Origin of the sequence: Alteromonas sp. Cnat2-8 (genome assembly GCF_022348355.1) — a bacterium.
GTDB lineage: Bacteria > Pseudomonadota > Gammaproteobacteria > Enterobacterales > Alteromonadaceae > Alteromonas > Alteromonas macleodii.
In genome coordinates, this window is the sequence record NZ_JAKREX010000004.1 from 518,456 (window position 1) to 534,803 (window position 16,348).

The window sequence follows — 16,348 nt, forward strand, 5'->3', positions numbered from 1 at the left end:
AATTTTCCCCCTGTTGACCTTACTCTTCTTCACTGAACCATACGATATTACGAGCCGCCATGATTAACGCACCGGCTTTCTCTTCGTCTAGTTCATCGATATCACTGATATCATCGGTACCTTGTTCTGCTAATTCTTCCAGGTCGGTAACACCGCGGCTGGCCAACACATAGGCCACGTGTTTACTCATACCTTCAAGATTTAATAAGGCTTCTGTAGGCTCTGCACCTTCAAGCGATTCTTCGTTTGCCAGTGCACGCGTGGTTAGGAAAGCGCGCGCTCTGTTGCGCAGCTCTTCAACCATTTCTTCATCTAACCCTTCAACCGCTAGAAGCTCACTTGCAGGCACGTATGCCACTTCTTCTAACGTTGTAAAGCCTTCATCTACCAAGACAGACGCGAATTCTTCGTCAATGTCCAAACCAGCAGTAAATAGATCAAGTACCTTCGCGTTTTCTTCTTCGTGCTTCTTGTTGAGATCTTCAACCGTCATCACGTTAAGTTCCCAGCCTGTAAGCTGGCTAGCTAGGCGAACGTTTTGACCACTACGGCCAATTGCCTGTGCTAGGTTGTCTGCTTCAACCGCTACGTCCATGCTGTTGCTGTCTTCATCAACAACGATTGACGCCACTTCGGCGGGAGCCATAGCATTGATAACGAATTGCGCTGGGTTTTCGTCCCATAACACGATATCAACACGTTCACCGCCAAGTTCCCCTGATACGGCTTGTACACGTGAACCACGCATACCAACGCACGCACCAACCGGGTCTAAGCGTTTGTCATTAGTTTTAACCGCAATCTTTGCACGAGAACCTGGGTCACGCGCTGCAGATTTAATTTCTAGTGTCTCTTCCGCAATTTCTGGTACTTCCAGACGGAAAAGCTCAACTAGCATGTCTGGGTGCGTACGGCTAATAAATAGCTGTGCGCCACGTGCTTCTGGACGAATAACGTAAAGAAGGCCACGTACACGGTCGCCCGGACGGAAAGTTTCACGAGGAAGCATGTCATCGCGGTAGATAACACCTTCAGCGTTGTTACCTAAGTCGATGATGATGTTGTCGCGGTTTACTTTCTTAACCGTACCTGTAACCAACTCACCTACTTTGTCTTCGTACTCAGCAATCATTTGCTGACGCTCAGCTTCACGTACTTTTTGTACAATCACTTGCTTTGCGGTCTGCGTAGTTATGCGGTCGAATTTAATAGATTCAATCTGTTCTTCCACATAATCGCCGAGTTGTATCTCTGGTTCGTCGATTTGTGCAGCAGAAATCGTAATTTCAGCAAATGGGTTTTCCTGTTCTTGATCATCAGGGATAACCAACCAGCGACGGAATGTATCAAAGTCACCAGACGTTCTGTCGATGCTTACACGAACTTCAATTTCGCCTTCGTTTTTCTTTTTTGTTGCACTAGCGATCGCAAACTCTAGCGCTTCAAAAATTTTCTCTCTAGGCACTTGTTTTTCATTTGAAACGGCTTCCGCCACTAACAAAATTTCTTTATTCATTTTCGCCTCTCTTTTGCTTTCGTCGATGAAAGCAGAGCTGTTCCGTTAATCGAACGTGGGAACAACGTTACCTTTTTCGATATTCGCCACAGCTAACTGGAACTGCTGGCCATCCACTTCAATACTTACGATGCCATTTTCGCACGCGAGTACTTTGCCTTTAAAATTACGTCTGTCATCCATTGGCATAGACAAACGAATTTGAACCACTTCACCCACAGACTCGATATAGTGCTTCTCTTTGAAAAGCGGTCTGTCCATACCCGGTGATGACACTTCCAAGTTGTATTCAGTGCTAATTGGATCTTCAACGTCCAAAATTGCGCTAACCTGATGACTTACATCTGCACAATCATCAACGGTAATACCGTTTTCATGATCAATAAAAACGCGAAGAATAGAATGCTTCCCCGCTCGTACAAACTCGATCCCAACCAACTCAAAACCCAGTGCTTCAACACCTGGCTCTAGCATTTCGGTTAGTTTCTCTTCAAGTTTTGCCAATGCAAACCTCCAAAAACGAAAAAAGGGCCTAAAGCCCACCTGTCATCACCCGGCTCAGCGAGGCTGACTCCAGGTTTTAATACAACAAAAAGCCCCGGACTAGCGGGGCTTTTATTAAAATTCTGAACCCATACCTGCCAACAAGGGCAGTTGCAAACCTATGGGTAAAACCACCGTTAGGTGATAGCTTGCTAATGATAAGTGCGTTACTTTCCTGTACTGAGGGAGCCCGCTCTCATCACTTAATGAGCACATTATACGTATAGCCGTCGCATTAAGCAACAGCCAATAGGCGCACACACTGGAGGGTATCGATTTTTTCTGTGTAAAATTCGGCCTGCATGAAAGTATTTTAATTGCCGTTTAGTCCAGCAGACTTAGTCTTCGTCTTTAAATGTCGCTTTAATATCAAGAATTTTAGGCATAATTTCTATCATCAAATCGACAAGTCTGGGTTCGAAATGCTTTCCCTTTTGGCTTTGAAGAAAATCTACCGTTTTTTCAATACTCCAGGCGTCTTTATAAGGACGTTTGCTGGTTAAGGCATCGAACACATCAGCAATGGCGCAAATACGCCCCTCAATGGGAATATCTTCACCCGCAAGCCCTTTAGGATAGCCTGACCCGTCCCATTTTTCATGGTGGGTAAGCGAAACAGACTTTGCAACTTTCAACAACAAAGAATCGCCGCAATCACCAATGATTTCCGCACCGATCTCAGGGTGGTTTTTCATGGTGGCAAACTCTTCGTCTGTCAGCTTCCCTGGTTTCAACATTATACTATCAGCAATACCAATTTTGCCGATGTCGTGCATCGGTGCAGCATGAAGCAGAATTTCAGCCTGTTTATCTGTAAGTCCATAGGCTAGCGCAAGCTCTTTCGAATAATGGCTCATGCGCATGACATGCATGCCCGTCTCATTGTCTTTATATTCCGCCGCTCTACCTAAACGCTGTACAACTTGTAAACGGCTATCAAGTAGCTCGTCAGCTTGCACCAAACTGAGGTGGGTTTTAACCCGCGCTTTTACGATGGCCGGAGATATAGGCTTAGTAATGTAGTCCACAGCGCCCGCTTCGAAGCCTTCCGTTTCTTCGTGTTCATCATTTAAGGCGGTGACGAATATAACGGGAATGTGCCTTGTATCTGCTTGCTGTTTAAGCTGGCGGCATACTTCAAAACCCGTCAGTCCTGGCATCATAACGTCAAGCAATATCAAATTTGGCTGTCTAGTCTCAGTGAGCTTTAACGCTTCTTCGCCATTTCTCGCAAAAATAAGCTGATAATCATTAGCGAGAAGTTGCTTTAAAACCCTTAGGTTTACTGGCTCATCGTCAACGAGTAATAAAGTAGGTTTTGTAATTTCAATGTTTAACATGCCGCGTCTCTTGGCTACTTTAATTCTTGTATCAGTGTAGAGATGCGCTCATGCGCCAACTCGAACTCAAAATCATCGATATCTAAGAGAATTTGAGTTATTTGTTCTTTGTGACTAGAACACCCAACTTCGCGTAAAAATGACAATTCATCTTCATCTACCATGTTTTGCTCTACACTATCGAGCATAGCCTCCAAATGACTCAGCAGCAATGCATTATCGATACTTTCATTAATGGCATTTTCGGCATACAGTGGCGATTCGCTAAGCATCAACTCGATTTTATCTAAGGCATCACGAAGACGGTTAACGTCTTCAATATTCACCTCTGATTTTAGAGCCTGAGCTTCAATTTCCCTGGTCGTATGATAGAAGGTGGTTAAGCAAAGATTACCCGATGTACCTTTTAAACCGTGTGAAAGTGTGGCAACCGCTTTATAGTCTTCACGAATTGCCGCCCCCATTAAGTCGTCGATTTTATCCCTGCAGGTAGTAGAGAATTTATCCACCTCTTGTAGGACGGCCTCTTCACTCCCCCATAAATCGATGGCCTTCTTCAAATCCAACACGTTTTTATCAACTTTAAGCGCAGATGCTGGAGCATTTACTTCTAATGTGTCTGGTACCGAGTCGACCTGAAGCGTATCTATGTTAAGCACGCGAGCAATCTCGTCCATCAATTGAGGGAAATCGACGGGCTTGTTGGCGAACCCTTCCATTCCCGCCTGCTGCGCGGCATGTTTGTCCTGTACTAACACGCTAGCAGTCAGCGCAATAATGGGCGTAGGTGGTAAGCTATTTTCTTTTTCAAACTCTCGACGCTGTTTGGCTGCCTCTAGGCCATCTAACTTAGGCATCTGTAAATCCATCAGTACCACGTCAAACGACTTAGCGCGCATTTTATCTAATGCAATCTGTCCATCTGTTGCCGTTTCTACACTGTGGCCAGCGCGTTTTAGCAGCAACGAAAGCAACTCAAGGTTTTGCTGCACATCATCAACAACCAGTACGGTTAACGAGGTTTCAATACGTGCTGCTTTAGAGGAGAGCTCACTAGATACGTAATCATCAATTTCTACAACTTCTAGAGGAAGTCTGAAAGTAAAGGTCGTTCCTTTACCTTTTTCACTAGTTGCACAAATATTTCCGCCCATCAGTTCAACTAACTGCTTGGAAATAGTTGTTCCCAGCCCCGTGCCGCCGTACTTTCGACTCATCGATGCATCTGCTTGAGAGAACGGGTCGAATACTCTTTCTACTTGCTCTTGCGTCATACCAATGCCGGTATCTGTCACGTCAAAATACACAAACTTTTCATCACTTTTGACATTGATAGTCACTTCACCCTCGTGAGTGAATTTAACGGCGTTGCCTATCAGATTGTTAAGTACCTGTCGCATTCGCTCCGGTACACCTCTATATCCGTTAGCTACCGAATCATCGACATTAAGTACAAGTCCAACTTTTTTGCGTTTGGCTTCTAACCAAAATGTTGAAATAACCAAATCCAACTCTTCGCGAATAAGGAAATCGCGATAATCTAAATCAAGCTTACCTTTATCTAACTTCGCGCTATCAAGTATGTCGTTAAGAAGATGCAGCAATGAACGTGCGGAACGGTTTATCGTGGTTAAGTGAGATTTTTGCTCTTCGCGTAAGGCTTCTCCTAACATGAGGTCGCTAAAGCCTATTATTGCATTCATAGGCGTACGGATTTCATGACTCATATTAGCAAGAAATGCGGTACGCGCAGCGGCAGCTTGCTCTGCTTTTTCCTTTGCTGCTTTTAATTCATTTTCCATCACTTTTCGATGTGTGATGTCAGATATAAAGCCGTCTACATAAAGCACCATGCCATCATCGTCTTTAACCTGCACTCCATGCTCGATAACCCACTTCACCTCGCCAGATTTCGCGACAATTCTATATTCATATGAGAATTCGCCCACCTCAGGACTAATAGACGAAAGGCGTTCAACATCATCAGGATGGTAAAGATCGGTGAAAGAGCGCTTCGGGTTGGGCAAGGTAAAATCTTCAGGCGGGTATCCGGTTACTTCTATTACAGCATCACTAATAAATACCATGGGCCACCCTGGCATATTTAAACAGCGATAAGCCATACCAGGAATGTTAGAGATAAGGCTTCTAAACTTAGCTTCGCTCTCACGCAGTGCATCTTCCATTTCCTTGCGTTTGCGTAAATCAGAAGCGAAAGAGACAAAAACGGGTTTCCCATCAATTTTTGTGTAGCCGACACCAAGGCGCACTGGTATGCGCTCACCATCTTTGCGAAGTACTTCTACTTCTCTTCCTGTACCAATAATTTGCTCAGTTGGTACTACTCGTTGACTGAAGAAGTCATCACCGTATAAATGACGTCTTTCAGGAGTTACTACCTCAGCTGCGTGCATACCGATTATTTCTTGCTGAGTATAGCCATAGATGCGCTCAACAGCGGGGTTAGCGGTTTTTATGATGCCTTTGTCATCAACGGTCAGGATGGCGTCGACGGCGGTATCGGTAATAGCACTTTGAATTCGCTCACTTTCAATGGCGCGTACCATTACATCGCGATATTTAAACAGAAGGCTAATGCCTAATACCATGGTAATTAATATTAACGTAACGATAGCAATCGAAATTGCTAGATAAACAGCAATATCTGAAGACTGACCCGACGTTTCCATTCCTGGTGGCAATACGAATCTTGCTGCCGCCATCCCCGTATAGTGCATACCAGAAATAGCCAGTCCCATGACGATACTTGCAAGTAATACATGTTTTCCTAACAGCTTTTTACTTTTCGTAGCAGCTGTAATGCCGAATTTAATCCACAGCGACAGCATGGCTAAACACACAGCTACCACAATAGAAAGGGCGAACGTACCAAGGTCGTAACGAAGAAGCGGTGCCATTTCCATAGCGGCCATACCACTGTAGTGCATAGTGCCAATACCAGCACCTACCAGTACACCACCTAATATTATTTCAGCGAGGCTAATACGGGACTTAGTTAAAAGGTGAAGCGCCACCCAAGCAGCGGCAATCCCGGGAACGGCAGAGAGCCCGGTAATCAGAGGATCATAGTCAACGGGCAGACATAAATCAAAAGCGGTCATCCCCAAGAAATGCATAGACCAAATACCACCGCCCAATGCAACGCTGCCGGTGCCTAATAAGGTATTTCGTCGAAGTTTGTCTTCGGTGATCGCGGCTTGTCCTGCCACATTAAACGCCATAAATGAGGCAAATACAGCCACCATAAGCGATAGAACAACCAAAGGAAAATGATAAGCACCTTCTATTAAGGTGGCGTGTTCTTCAAAAGTAAAAAAACGGGATATCATAACGCGGCCATACTACCTATTAGTTTAATTTTCAATGGTGGCGTGAGGTTAACTTAGCACACTCATTTACACAGTGTAGTAATTAATTCAAAATTATCGTGTAAATCAAGGAACGCTATTATGTTTTGCTGTATAAAAAGAAAAAACCCAGCAAAAGCTGGGTTTTAAATGTGGTTGCGGGAGCAGGATTTGAACCTACGACCTTCGGGTTATGAGCCCGACGAGCTACCAGACTGCTCCATCCCGCGACTGTACGGTAAAGCTTGCGATTGCAATGCTTTGTAATTCTGGTTTTCAAATTGGTTGCGGGAGCAGGATTTGAACCTACGACCTTCGGGTTATGAGCCCGACGAGCTACCAGACTGCTCCATCCCGCGCTTGTACGGTAAAGCTTGCCTTTGCAATGCTTTGAAATTCTGGTTATTTTCTGTGGTTGCGGGAGCAGGATTTGAACCTACGACCTTCGGGTTATGAGCCCGACGAGCTACCAGACTGCTCCATCCCGCGCCAGAAAATTATTGTTGTAAGCGCTTCATTTAATGCCTCGCTTCAACGTGGTGCGTATTATACATAGGGACTTTCGCAACACAAGTACCAGCATGCGAAATATTTCATTTTTCTGACTGTTAGCGGTTTAATTGACCAACATGAACAAAGTTAATACGAATTAACCGATTTTTAGCTCCTATTTACACACGTTGATTCAAGCTATTTAAATTTTTCCATTTTTTCAGCCAACGAAAAATCTAATTCTGTTAGCCCACCAGCGTCGTGCGTAGTCAATGTTACCTCTACTTTATTATAAACATTGAACCACTCTGGATGATGTTTTAGCTTTTCCGCCCAAATCGCAATTTGAGACATCCACCCAAAAGCTCGGATAAAGCTCTTAAACATAAACGTCTTTTTGATAGTGTCTCCACTTTGCTCCCATGGTGTGTCATCGGAAACCAGTTCATTGAGCGCTTTCAATTTTTCGTTAATTTCATTATCAGACAGCTTCGTCGCCATTCTTATCTCCTTCAATCACTGATGATTACGTAAAAGTCTTACCTACTACGAGGTACTTTAATCGATTGGTTTAACATTAGAAGAGACTGGAGACAAAATCACAAAGAGGAGTGGAGGCTAAGGTTTACAAAAAAGCCACCCTTCAACTTTTATAGTCAAAGGGTGGCTATACTTCTACCTTATTAACCGATTAGAACTCGATAGCTAAGCGCGCATAGATTTGACGACCTCGAGGATCGTGAACCTTAGAGTCAAATCCGCTGTTAGTGAATAGCTGTGGAGGCTCTTCGTCGAACATGTTAATTGCACCTAACGTCAACACATAACTTTGTTCTGTATCATATAAGCCGCCTAAGTCGATGTTGTATTGAGCATCTACCGTCAAGTGACTATCCACTTCGTAAAAGCCACCTGAACAACCACCCACGTTTGCAGTACCGTCCGCGCAATTTTGATCATCGTCATACGATGAGATGTAGCGAAGGAAGATATTGGCTGCATGGATATCGTTTTGCCAAGCCAGCCCCAAGTTCGCGCGCAATTCAGGAGAAGACACACCAATGTTATTGAAATTACGGCGTCCTGCACCATCAATGTTCCCTGCCTGTGGGTCCATCAAGTCATACTTAGTGATGTAGGTCGCATTCAACGTAGGTGTAAAGTTACCGAAGTCTGTCTCTATTTTATAACTGGTTACAAAATCAAGACCCGATGTTTCCAAAGAACTCGCGTTAACATACGTGTTATTTACTTGAAGAACAGGCCCAGTCAGCGGGTCTCCAGCACGGATAACGCGGTCTGGGTTAGTCGGATCATCATTTAGTACCGCCTGCGCGTTCTCTTGAATGATCAAGTCTTCAAACTCGAAATTCCAATAATCAACTTCAACAGAAAAGTCTCTGAAAGGCTCGTATGAGAAGCCAATATTATAGGCTGTCGACTCTTCAGGTTTTAGATCTTCATTACCCGATGTTCTAACAGCCACAAATGCCGTAGCACCTTGAACGGGGTCAATAAGCTGTTGCAACGACGTTGCACCACCTTGTGCTAAGAACACTGTTGGCGCTCTAAACGACGTAGATATCGAGCCCCGAAGTGAAAACTCATCAGTCGCACGCCACGAAATCGCTAACTTTGGATCCACCGTACTTCCAATGGTACCGCCGTAATCTTCATAACGAACCGCTAGCTGAACATCTAATTCGTCATTTATTGGTAATGCAAGTTCACCGAACGCTGCCCATACATCCTGGCTACCATCAATATCAGGGTTGCCGATAACGAATGTGAAACTGTCTTGGTTAGCAAGGTCATCGTAATCTTGGCTAAGCTGGTTTTCACGATATTGAACACCCAATGCTAACGCAGCAAAGCCACCGCCCATTTCGAACACATCAAACGATGTAAACGCTTCGAAAACTTCAAGGTCAGCTTTAGAGTCAATCACTTCGGTTCCCGTAAAGGAGCTAACCACGTAATCAGAGTTAGGTGCCGTTGTGTAAGACGTTGCAAATGGGTTGAAGAATTCGCAATCCCCTACCCCTGGCGTTCCAGCGATAGGGTCACAATTAGAGCCACCTAGACCGTATAGCGCAAGCTGAAACTCGGTATTTAGTACGTCAGGAACCCTAAATACAAAATCGTTAACCGCACGTGTATAGCTTACTTCCCAGAACCCAGTGTCTGTCACACCTTGTAAACTGGTGCTAAAGCGAAAGGTGTCTGATTCGGTATTAGCTGGGTCACCAGGGAAGCCGTTACCTTCAGCGCGACCGAAGAAAGCGACAGGCTGACCAAATGGATTCTGCGGATGATAATCAGGAACAATTGGAGAGGTTAAAATTGGGAAGCTCGGTGCTCCACCACGTTCAGCACGGTTTCTCGCTAAACTGAATTCAGCCGACCATGTAATATCGTTATCGAACTCGTAGTCTGCACGTACATAAGCATTTGTTCGGCTCTCATCGGCAACATATGAATAGAATTTACCGAAATCAAAACCACAAAAACCAATTTCTAAACCTGGCACTGTACCACTTGGCGCAAGTAAATTGGGTGCACCACCAAACTCCTCACATCCGTACGGGTCGATAATGGGCAGTGCCCCTGCACCTGGAATATTTAAGAAGAAAGAGCCTGGGTTACCCAGAGCACTTGTATCGTCTTGGGGACGACTTAGTCGTCTATCGCTGAGAAAAAGCGGCGAACGGTTGGTATAGCTTATCGCCGCTAGTACGCTTCCGTTATCTCCGGTTGCGCCCCATAAACCTTGTAAAATGTATTCTTTGTTGTCGCCATGCGCACCATCTTGATAGTCAAGGCTTACCATTGCTCCGTCATAATTGCGTTTGGTGATAAAGTTAACGACACCTGCAACGGCATCAGAACCATACAGAGCCGACGCACCATCTTTAACCACTTCCATACGATCAATGGCTATCATCGGTACAAGAGAACTGGTATCGACGAAGTTCAGGCCTTCGTTCGTTGGTTGCGCTGTAACGACCTGACGCTTGTTGTTAAGTAAAACCAGAGTAGACGCTACGCCTAAACCACGAAGGTTAATATTCGACGTACCCGCTGTTGCGTTTTGCGTAAAAGCATCTGGGTTGTTTTCAGCACCCGTGTTAATAGTGAGTGTTTGTGTAATATCCGCAATATTCTTTGCGCCAATCGCGTCGATAGCCACGCTATCTACCACGGCTAGTGGAGAAGGAGATTCGAAGTTTTCGCTACGGCGAACAAAACTACCGGTAACCAAAATGAGTTCTACGTCTTTCTTAGCTTCTTGCTCACTTTCAACGTCTGCTTCTTGGGCTGATGCGATATAAGGAGAGCAAAATAAAGCAGTACCGACCATTGCCGCCACTGCTGTCTTACGCGTTTTAAATTTCATAGTGTGATTCCAAATCTGGGCTTATCACTACCGGCATTACTACCCACACTTTCCGCTAGCGACAGGCTGTTCGATTTCGTGTTGTTATTGTCTGAGGCCATGAACAAATATTGACCTACGCAATTGATACTATGCTTGAATTTCACCTTTGTAAATTTATTGTGAATAATATGTTTACATTAATTTTACACATGGTCTGACCAGATATCCTTTAGGATAAATTGACGCCGCTTCACTGAATTTAGCCATATCCCAATTGAGAATATGTTTCCCAATTTGGGAAATTTATTCATTACGCTTGATTGATCGCGCACCTCAAAAATCAGGCATACCCTCTAACTTTCAATACGTTACAAGATTATTTTGAAAGGAATGATTCTTGAAACATCAGGAGCACTTTATATGAAGGTGCGCGAGGTCTATGGAGTTTCCAAAAATAGATGAGGTTTATAAATTACTCAGCGAAAAGCTAGAGTCTTGGGTAGAGGGCGGCATTACGCTTCTTCCTAACATTGTTGTCGCATTTTTTATTGCGATAGCCTTTGGCATTATCGCCAAGGTGATCGGCAACGTTGCTGGCAAGATTATGCGCAGAACGTTTGAGTCTCGACAAATTGCAAGCCTCCTCACCTCCATAATCAAATCTATCGTTTTAATAGCGGGAATTTTCATTGCGCTAGACTTTGTTGGCCTCAAAGGTACCGTTACCTCTTTACTTGCAGGCGCAGGTATTGTCGGGTTGGCCATTGGTTTTGCGTTTCAGGACATGACGGAAAACTTCATTGCCGGTGTGGCCATGGGAATTCGAAAACCCTTTGAAATCGGTGACGTCATTGAGGCAGAAGGTGTATTTGGTAACGTAAAGGAAATAAACCTTAGAAACACCTTAGTTGAAACCTTTTATGGTCAACTTGAAGTTATACCCAACAAGATTCTTTTCCGAAATATATTGACCAATTATTCATATCTTGGTTATCGAAGAATAGAGATCCCTGTCGGCATTTCTTATGCTGATGATATAGAAGAAGCCGCTAAAGTTATTACGGATGCTATGAATGAAAAAGATTATGTCATCAAAAAAGAAGAGACCGCGGTTTACGCAGAGTCTTTTGGCGATTCAAGTATCAACCTATTACTGTGGTTTTGGATTCGATATCCAGGAGAGCCTGGATTTATGGTCGTACGCCACGACGCGATCAGTACAGTAAAAACGGTATTAGAAGAAAACGATATTCTTATTCCTTTCCCTATCAGAACATTGGATTTCAATGCTAAAGGGGGAGATAAGCTTAATAGCATGCTTAAAAAGCAGGATGAGAGAAGTTCAAGTAAAGGTAATACAAATTCATCAACTGAGCAGTCTGATGTGAAAGCGGGTGATAACCCTGAGCAACCCGCAGAAAAATGAAACTAACGGAGATGCAAATGGAAATGTTGAATTCAAAAACACTTAAACACGCTTTTTTAGTACTTATACTCGCAGCCAGTTTTGGGAGTTTAGGCGGTTGTGCAACAGTTGAAGGGGCCGGTAAAGATATTCAAAGTGCTGGAGAAGCCATTGAAGAAGGTGCCGAGGAAGCGTCTAACTAACTCGTTTCTGTCAACATCGGTCTTGCCGATAAAGTACGACTGTGTAGGTAAAAGCCTGACGATTGCTAAACTAGGCCCTGTTGACCTTTGCTATATATCAAAGGTCAACAAACGCCAGCATCTCAGGCTTTTTTATTTTGTGGCATTATGATTCTGCAATACACGGTGCGACATATCAACTAGACAACGACGTAGTACACGCATCGTAATACGCATTTGGCAATATGCCATACTAGTCTGTACAGCCACTTTTACCGCGTACAACAACAATCTATCAAGGCTTAAGCACCGCGAGCATGAGAAAGCCACCTATTAGCGCAGGGTTCCCATTCGATTTAAGCAGGCAACTTGCCTCTACTTTATAAAGCTTCCCTTGTGCCTTCTCAGTAATTTCGACAAGTTTGAATTGGTATTTAACGGCGTCATTACTTTTTACTGGTTCAAGAAAACGTAACTTATCAATGCCATAATTAATCATAGACGCGATACGTTCGTCTGGCGCAATCACTTCAGCAAATGCTTTAGGCATGAGACTGGCAGTCAAGAAGCCGTGAGCAATTGTTGTTTTAAAGGGACTTTCTTTTTCACAGCGCGCAACATCTAAATGTATCCACTGGTGATCGCCCGTGGCGTCTGCAAACTGATTGATCATGTCCTGCGTAACCGTCAGCCATTCAGGTTGTTCAAGGGTATCTCCCACTGCTAAGTCTAAAAGTGTTTTCATTTTTCAGTCCAATCTCCATTTATTGACGATAAAACTACTATTATTACCTTGAATGTTTCAATTAACTTTTAATAATAGGTATTTATAAATATTCTTGTTACACTAACGTAAATTATTCGTAGATGCTATGTAGCATTGGATCACAGTTTTCTATTAAACGCACCGTGATACAAACTAGCGCCTCTTCATCTATTGGCTTTTTTCAGGGCACTCGCTCTTAAAGGATTAGTTATGAATCTCAATAGAATCGATTTGAACCTTTTTGCAGTATTCGACGCCATTTACACGGCAGGAAGCTTAACCAAGGCAGCAGATGTCTTATGCATTACTCAACCAGCGGTAAGTAACTCTTTAGCGAGACTAAGGGAAATGCTTAACGACCCGCTGTTCGTTCGTACTGGCCACAGTATGACGCCTACCCCCGTAGCGCAAAATATTATTGTTCCAGCTCGACAAGCTTTAGCCTTACTACGCAGAAGCGTGCAAGAAAGTCATACATTCGACCCTCTCACAGCCGAGAAGTCCTTTAACTTTGCCAGCCGTGATTTGCTTGAAGTAAGCATTATGCCTCGACTCATTTCACGTTTGCAGAATTTGGCGCCAAATATTGGGTTGACCAATTACGAGATTCCTAGAAGCCAAGTTGTTTCGGCGATGGCATCGGGCACGTTGGACTTTTACTCAGATGCATCGACATTTACAGACCCTCATTTGTGTAAAGAAAAAATCGCCCAAGACAGACTTGTTGTGTTAGCACGTAAAAATCACCCAGCGCTCAAAAACGGGCTTAACTTAGATACCTTTCTACGATTAGGTCATATTAATGTGTCACAGCGTAAATCTGGTGTGGGTCCAATAGATATTGCGTTAGATAAAATGGGCAAAAAACGCAAGGAAGTTATGCGAGGTCAACATTTTTTAACCGTACCAAGTACGATAGTAAAGACAGACCTAATCGCGTGCCTGCCGTATCACCTTGCTAAACATTACGATCTTGCGTTGTACGAGGTTCCTTTTGATTTACCGCCTGTAGAGTATTTCCTTTATTGGCATGTAAGCGCCGACCATGATCACGCTCATATGTGGATGCGTGAACAAATAATGGAAGTAGCGAGCAACTATAAACCTCACTAACGCCACTTCTCCAAACAGCGCTCGTTATGGGCGCTTTTTTGCCTCCACATACTTATGAAACCACATACCTAAGTATCGCTTAGAACGTTTTCAAGATTTCATTTTTGTCGTTTAATCCTCTCGAACAAACAAACAATCTATAGAAGTACTTGAGGAATTAACCATGTTGAAAATTGTTAAAACTTCTCTTGTTATCGCAGCGACATTAGGTGTGTCGGGCGTAGCACAGGCTGATGTTAACGAAGCACTAGCGAATATTTGTACTATCGTTCAAGCGGACGATAAAGGCGAACTACGTAAGAAAATGCGTTCAGTCGAATCAGACTACCGCATGAAGCTTAAAGACTACTACTCAGCAATTAGCTGTGGCGGTAACAGCCTAATTCGTACAGCACTGCTAAACAATGCTTTAGAAGCTGGCGAGTTACTTGTTAAGAAAATGCCAAAAAGTGATTTAGAAGCACCTGAAGCTGATGGAAAAACACTTCAAGCTTGGGTTGCGGAAAACGGTCTGCAAGATAACCCAATTGCTGCGGTTATCAACGACCGCCTATAAAACAGTTTCACACCATGTGAACCAGTTCAACATGGTTGCAGAGAAATCTGCACTTTAGAAAGCGACCTTCGGGTCGCTTTTTTCTTTTGTATCAGTTGATAAAATTCAATGCATAAAAAAGGAGAGTATTCCCTACTCTCCTTCGTACTAATACAGATTACCCATACAATCTAACAAGCTCTGGCAAGCTCGAGTTTATTGTTTGCTACCTTTTCGCTAATCAGCAACACCGGCTCTTGTTGATACAAGCGCTCTACAAAGCCCTGGAAACTAGCGGTAAAACGCGCTTCATCAACCAGCTTACCAAATACTTCTTCTAGCATTAAAAAACTAAGGCTGTCTATTTGGTTATTACTAGCCGCGTTGTGTAACTTATCAGCTAACACATCGTTGATTTCAAGTGACTTCCCGTCTTGAGAGGCATGCCTGTCTGAATAGAAGGCCCAGCAAGCAACAACTAAAGCACTTATATCGGTGTCTCTGTTGGCCGCCAAATTATCTCGTACGGTGGGAAATAAAAACACCGGAAGCTTAGCCGAACTTTCAAGGCAAATTCGCGCTAGCGTATCTTTAATGAAAGGGTTGGAGAAACGAGATAGCAGCGTATCTCTGTATTCATACACGTCAATCCCCTCTACTGGGTCGAGTGTTGGCATAACCTCTTGTTCCATAAAGATTGATAGAAGACGCTTTAACTGTTTCGCTTCAACACTTTCATGGATAGTTTCAAGCCCTGCTACAGAACCAACCAAGCCAAGTACTGAATGGCCCGCATTGAGCATACGAAGCTTAAGCTTTTCGTACGGTGCCACATCGCTTACAAACTGCGCGCCTACTAAATCTAAACACGGCTTGGTATTGCAAAAGTCATCTTCAATAACCCACTGGTCAAAAGGCTCACACACTACAGGCCAAGCATCTTCTACGCCCTGAGCCCTTAACGTTTCGATATCTTCATTTGTGGTTGCAGGCGTTATTCTGTCTACCATTGAATTAGGGAAACTCACGTTTTCGTTAACCCAAGTAGCAAACGCTTGGTCAAACAGTTCAATATACGCAAGCAGCATTTTCTTTAACACATGGCCATTGTGCTGAATATTGTCACATGACATAACGGTAAAAGGCCTAACGTTGTTTTCTTTGCGTTTTTTAAGCGCTGCAACTAAATAGCCGAAAACCAGTTTAGGCGTTTTGGGGTTTTCGATATCGTGAATGACATCAGGGTTAGTGGTAATAAATTCCCCTGAGGAAGCATCAAAATTATAGCCACCTTCGGTAATGGTTAACGATACGATGCGTACTTCGGGCTCAGCCATTTTATCAATGACTGCTTGAGGATCGTCCGGCGCCATCAAAAACCCCGTCATTGCACCGATAACTGATGCACTGCGGGAACCGTCATTGTGCTTTTCAACCAAGGTATATAAGTTATCTTGTTCGTCGAACACTTTTTTCATCGCACGGTCGTTCTCGCGAAGACCCACACCACAAATGCCCCACGATAGATCGCCGGTTTTTGCCATTAATCTGTCTACATACATGGCTTCATGTGCCCGATGAAAACCACCCACACCAATGTGAACAATACCCGTTTGAACGTTCTCCACATCATAAGCTGGACGCCTTATGTCATTTGGCAACGACGATAAGTTCGCTCTGTTCAATAAAATAGACGTTTGAGATTGCAT

At 43.8% G+C, this 16,348-nt stretch carries 12 protein-coding genes and 3 tRNA genes; 4 read left to right on the forward strand and 11 right to left on the reverse strand.

From position 1 onward, the window contains the following. Window positions 1-19 precede the first annotated feature (19 nt). From nusA to MHN00_RS13190, 9 genes are all read right to left on the reverse strand, one after another. Window positions 20-1,516 (reverse strand): transcription termination factor NusA, encoded by a 1,497-nt coding sequence (gene nusA, locus MHN00_RS13150; RefSeq protein ID WP_014949255.1) that lies wholly within the window; start codon window positions 1,514-1,516, stop codon window positions 20-22. A gap of 45 nt (window positions 1,517-1,561) precedes the next feature. Then, window positions 1,562-2,020, reverse strand: coding sequence for a ribosome maturation factor RimP (gene rimP / locus MHN00_RS13155; RefSeq protein WP_014949254.1), 459 nt, complete (start codon window positions 2,018-2,020; stop codon window positions 1,562-1,564). A gap of 377 nt (window positions 2,021-2,397) precedes the next feature. Next, window positions 2,398-3,399 (reverse strand): two-component system response regulator, encoded by a 1,002-nt coding sequence (locus MHN00_RS13160; protein WP_014976349.1) that lies wholly within the window; start codon window positions 3,397-3,399, stop codon window positions 2,398-2,400. Between the two features lie 14 nt (window positions 3,400-3,413). Next, complete coding sequence (locus MHN00_RS13165) at window positions 3,414-6,749, reverse strand: MHYT domain-containing protein (protein WP_239301401.1); 3,336 nt, start codon at window positions 6,747-6,749, stop codon at window positions 3,414-3,416. A gap of 171 nt (window positions 6,750-6,920) precedes the next feature. Then, window positions 6,921-6,997: transfer RNA gene (locus MHN00_RS13170), tRNA-Met, on the reverse strand. Window positions 6,998-7,049: 52 nt separating this feature from the next. After that, window positions 7,050-7,126 (reverse strand) — tRNA-Met (locus MHN00_RS13175). A 53-nt stretch (window positions 7,127-7,179) separates the two neighbouring features. After that, a tRNA-Met gene (locus tag MHN00_RS13180) sits at window positions 7,180-7,256 on the reverse strand. Window positions 7,257-7,457: 201 nt separating this feature from the next. After that, on the reverse strand, window positions 7,458-7,760 hold the full coding sequence (locus MHN00_RS13185) for a 4a-hydroxytetrahydrobiopterin dehydratase (RefSeq protein WP_014949251.1): 303 nt from the start codon (window positions 7,758-7,760) through the stop codon (window positions 7,458-7,460). Window positions 7,761-7,950: 190 nt separating this feature from the next. After that, window positions 7,951-10,656, reverse strand: a complete 2,706-nt coding sequence (locus MHN00_RS13190) for a TonB-dependent receptor (protein WP_239301402.1) — start codon at window positions 10,654-10,656, stop codon at window positions 7,951-7,953. A gap of 421 nt (window positions 10,657-11,077) precedes the next feature. Between MHN00_RS13190 and MHN00_RS13195 the strand changes: the two genes are divergently transcribed. Together MHN00_RS13195 and MHN00_RS13200 are read left to right on the forward strand one after the other, a co-directional pair. Beyond that, window positions 11,078-12,064: a mechanosensitive ion channel family protein gene (locus tag MHN00_RS13195; protein ID WP_239301403.1), complete on the forward strand. Its 987-nt coding sequence runs from the start codon at window positions 11,078-11,080 to the stop codon at window positions 12,062-12,064. 17 nt (window positions 12,065-12,081) lie between these two features. Then, the gene (locus MHN00_RS13200) at window positions 12,082-12,246 is read left to right on the forward strand and encodes an entericidin A/B family lipoprotein (protein ID WP_014949248.1); all 165 of its coding nucleotides are present in this window, start codon (window positions 12,082-12,084) and stop codon (window positions 12,244-12,246) included. Window positions 12,247-12,520: 274 nt separating this feature from the next. Here MHN00_RS13200 and MHN00_RS13205 read toward each other — a convergent pair whose 3' ends face one another. Further along, complete coding sequence (locus MHN00_RS13205) at window positions 12,521-12,970, reverse strand: MaoC family dehydratase (protein WP_239301405.1); 450 nt, start codon at window positions 12,968-12,970, stop codon at window positions 12,521-12,523. A 231-nt stretch (window positions 12,971-13,201) separates the two neighbouring features. On the opposite strand from MHN00_RS13205, the gene MHN00_RS13210 reads away from it, so the two are divergent. Further along, window positions 13,202-14,104, forward strand: a complete 903-nt coding sequence (locus tag MHN00_RS13210) for a LysR family transcriptional regulator (RefSeq protein ID WP_239301407.1) — start codon at window positions 13,202-13,204, stop codon at window positions 14,102-14,104. A 163-nt stretch (window positions 14,105-14,267) separates the two neighbouring features. Beyond that, window positions 14,268-14,660 carry a DUF3718 domain-containing protein gene (locus tag MHN00_RS13215; RefSeq protein WP_014949240.1) on the forward strand — a complete coding sequence of 131 codons (393 nt, stop codon included), beginning with the start codon at window positions 14,268-14,270 and terminating at the stop codon, window positions 14,658-14,660. Between the two features lie 170 nt (window positions 14,661-14,830). Here the strand turns inward: MHN00_RS13215 and MHN00_RS13220 are convergent, their stop codons facing one another. Beyond that, on the reverse strand, window positions 14,831-16,348 hold the full coding sequence (locus MHN00_RS13220) for a mannitol dehydrogenase family protein (RefSeq protein WP_239301409.1): 1,518 nt from the start codon (window positions 16,346-16,348) through the stop codon (window positions 14,831-14,833).